This is a genomic window from Pseudarthrobacter sp. fls2-241-R2A-168 (assembly GCF_030209335.1).
GTDB lineage: Bacteria > Actinomycetota > Actinomycetes > Actinomycetales > Micrococcaceae > Arthrobacter.
Genome location: NZ_JARVSG010000034.1, coordinates 1 through 3,018, shown reverse-complemented (window position 1 = coordinate 3,018; position 3,018 = coordinate 1). Strand labels below are relative to the sequence as shown.

Genomic DNA, 3,018 nt, shown 5'->3' with positions numbered 1-3,018 from the left:
AAACCACCCCCCGCTCCGGCCGTCACCCCCAACCCGACGGCCGGAGCACAAGCACGACCTCGCATCTGACCTAGTGCCAGGTCGTGCCTCGGCGTGGCTACGGGGCCCAGGGTCTCTGGCTAGTTCCCGCCCGACCCCGGCAGCAGACCGTCTCGCGCAACCATCGCCGTTACACCACTTTTTCCTGAACAAAGGAGTTTTGTGAACGCTACATTCCTACAATCCAGGCCTCGACGGGGGCAAAGAGTCGCCATCGCCGTGCTCTCGTTCCTGCTCACGGCGGTGATTCTCATCTATTTCGCCCTTATGGCAGGGCTTGGTGACGGCACTAAGCAACTTGCATCAGGAACACAGAAGTTAAGCGGAGGAGCAAAGGAATTTGACAACGGCCTCGTCCAATACGCGGACGGCGTGAAGAAATTCAGTGACGGTCAGGCTCAGGCTACCGATGGATCCGCTAAGTTGGCCCAAGGCATACACCAAACCGCTGACGGCACCGCCCAGTACGTTGACGGCGTACATCAAACCGCGGACGGCACCGCCCAGTACGTTGACGGCGTACATCAAACCGCGGACGGCACCGCCCAGTACGTCGACGGAGTACACCAAACCGCGCACGGCGTTGGGCAATATGTGGACGGGGTGGCGCAAGTGGCAACCGGGGCCAATGCCCTTGCTGACGGTGTGGGAAAGACAGCAGACGGAGCAAAGGCCCTCAGCGCCGGAACCACGCAGCTCAACACCGGCATGAATCAACTGGCGTCCGGGGGACAGGCAACGGCCAGCGGCGTCGAGGCGGTTGCTGGCGGTATCGACCACGTAGCGACGGGAGCAGCAGAGTTGGCTCAGGGCGCATCCGGCCTTTCGAAAGGGGCAGCCGGCATACGTGACGGGATTAGCGGGGTCGGCACAGGCCTGCGCAGCACTGGCAAGGATTTTGCAACGCTGTCCGCAAACGTCGGCGCCACCGCCCAGGAGCAGGCAGGAGCAGCGGCGATGCTGACCACCGCCCAGTCGTCTGCCGCCGGCGCAACGAATACCCTCGACAGCCTGAAGGTTCTCGTAGCACACCTCGCAGCAGGAGACAGCCTGACTTCGGCGCAAGTCGAACAGCTCAGGACCCTCACCACGACAGCAAGCGCCGACGTCAGCGCCGTCAGCGACGGCCTTTCAACAGCGGTGTCTTCCGTCGACTCAGCCAGGCTGCACCTCTCTGAGGTGGACAACGGTGCAGGAAGCATCCAGTCAACCGTCAACGCTCTGGCCGAGGGCATCGAGACACAATTGGCGCCGGGAGCCGGAGCCATCGCGGATGGCACTTCTGGCATTGCCGCAGGAGCCGCCGGGCTTGCTGATGGAACGAAACAACTGGCCACCGGGGCCAACGGTCTCGCGACCGGATCACGTGAGCTTGCCAATGGCATGTCGCAGATGGCACAAGGCACGTCCGGCCTCAGTGACGGGACAGCTCAGCTGGCCAACGGACTGGACCAGCTTCATGCGGGTACTTCCCAACTTGCCGGGGGTCTTGGCCAGCTCAGCGAAGGCGGCGCGCAGCTGGGAACCGGGGTCAACCAGCTGGCCGCCGGCGGCGACCAGCTCTCGTCCGGCGTCAACCAGCTTGCCACCGGCGGTGACCAGCTCTCGTCCGGCGTAAACCAGCTCGCCACCGGCGGCGACCAGCTCTCATCCGGCGTAAACCAGCTCGCCACCGGCGGCGACCAGCTCGCCGGGGGAGACCGTCAGCTGGCTGACGGCAGCCAGGCCCTGGCCGTCGGTGCGAACCAGCTCAGCACGGGAATGACGCAGCTGAGCGACGGAAGCGCACAGCTGTCCGACGGAACCCTCCAACTCGCGAGCGGAATCAGCAGCCTAGGGCCCGATACGCTCGGACTGCCGGTTGCCGCGGTCTTCGCAGTGCTCATGGTGGTGCTGACAACGACCGCCCTTATCCGGCGCGCTGCCCGCCGCCGGCACGTCCTTCCCTAAGGCCGTCGGGTCCGCGCGACACTTACGCGGACCCGACGTACTCCCCGAGCAACCGGCCACGCCGCTGACGCTCCTAAAGGAACACCTTGCCTTATATAAGCTATTTTCTTCCCCCGTCTTTCGCTGGTGCTTGCCCGGTCAACGAAATCACCAGTCGATCGCATTGGACCGTTACATCCGTGTCGGAAACAGCCATTGAAGACCGACGAAGCCGGGGGAAGAGATTGAACGAAGCAGTTAACCAGCTGATTCCGGCAGCATTGGAACGCACGCAAGGCCTACTCATCACCCAAAGGGGCGACGGCAGGTACACGGTCGAGATTGATCCGGCGGTACCCTGCGGGACCATTCAGTTGTCGCGCTGGTGAGGACCAGCCAGAAGTGACCGCCCGCCTGCGCCCGCAGTCAGCCCAATTTGACCCAGGCTGTTGTACTTGGCGATGTACATGCAGGTCGTCAACGTGGACGCGGCCCCGATCAGTACACAAGAATCCCGCAAACCCTGCCCACCATCGTGCGGGCGACCCGGCCTGTACGCAAACGGATGAGGGTAAACCTCCTCGTCGTCCGACCGGCCCCCACCTGGGATGCCTGTCAGATTTGAATGTGACATCTCCGTTGATGTTGTGCAGCCCACCGACGTCTCTACATTCGGGCTCTAAAGGCGCGCTCTATATGAGCCTGAAATGCGATCAGTGACTCCTGACTACCCCGGCGGGGGGAGGGGGGAGCGCGCCGCAGATGATGGCGCTGTCCTGGCTTTGAACCGGCCCCGACCTTCACCCCGCCAGGTCGAGACAGGCGCCGCTGATCCGGGAAAGCCGTCAACTGGAAAACGCACGACGCGGAAGGGAGCACCACCAGGACGGCACTCGAAACATTGGGGCGACTGCTGCCACGCGCCTGGCCAATGCAGGCGCCCTGTCGGGGTATCAACGCCCCAGAATATCTCTTTTCCAGCATCGACTCTTGCTTTTTTCCCGGTGCGGGAATATTGTTTTGCGAATGCTTCCGCGGGTGGATGCCCGC

Annotated in this window: 1 protein-coding gene; it reads left to right on the top strand. The window is 63.3% G+C overall.

Annotated elements, in window-relative coordinates; all coding sequences use genetic code 11:
* The first annotated feature begins 462 nt into the window (after positions 1 to 462).
* Positions 463 to 1,989, top strand: a complete 1,527-nt coding sequence (locus QRN11_RS17190; RefSeq protein WP_285313776.1) for a YhgE/Pip domain-containing protein — start codon at positions 463 to 465, stop codon at positions 1,987 to 1,989.
* Positions 1,990 to 3,018 lie beyond the last annotated feature (1,029 nt).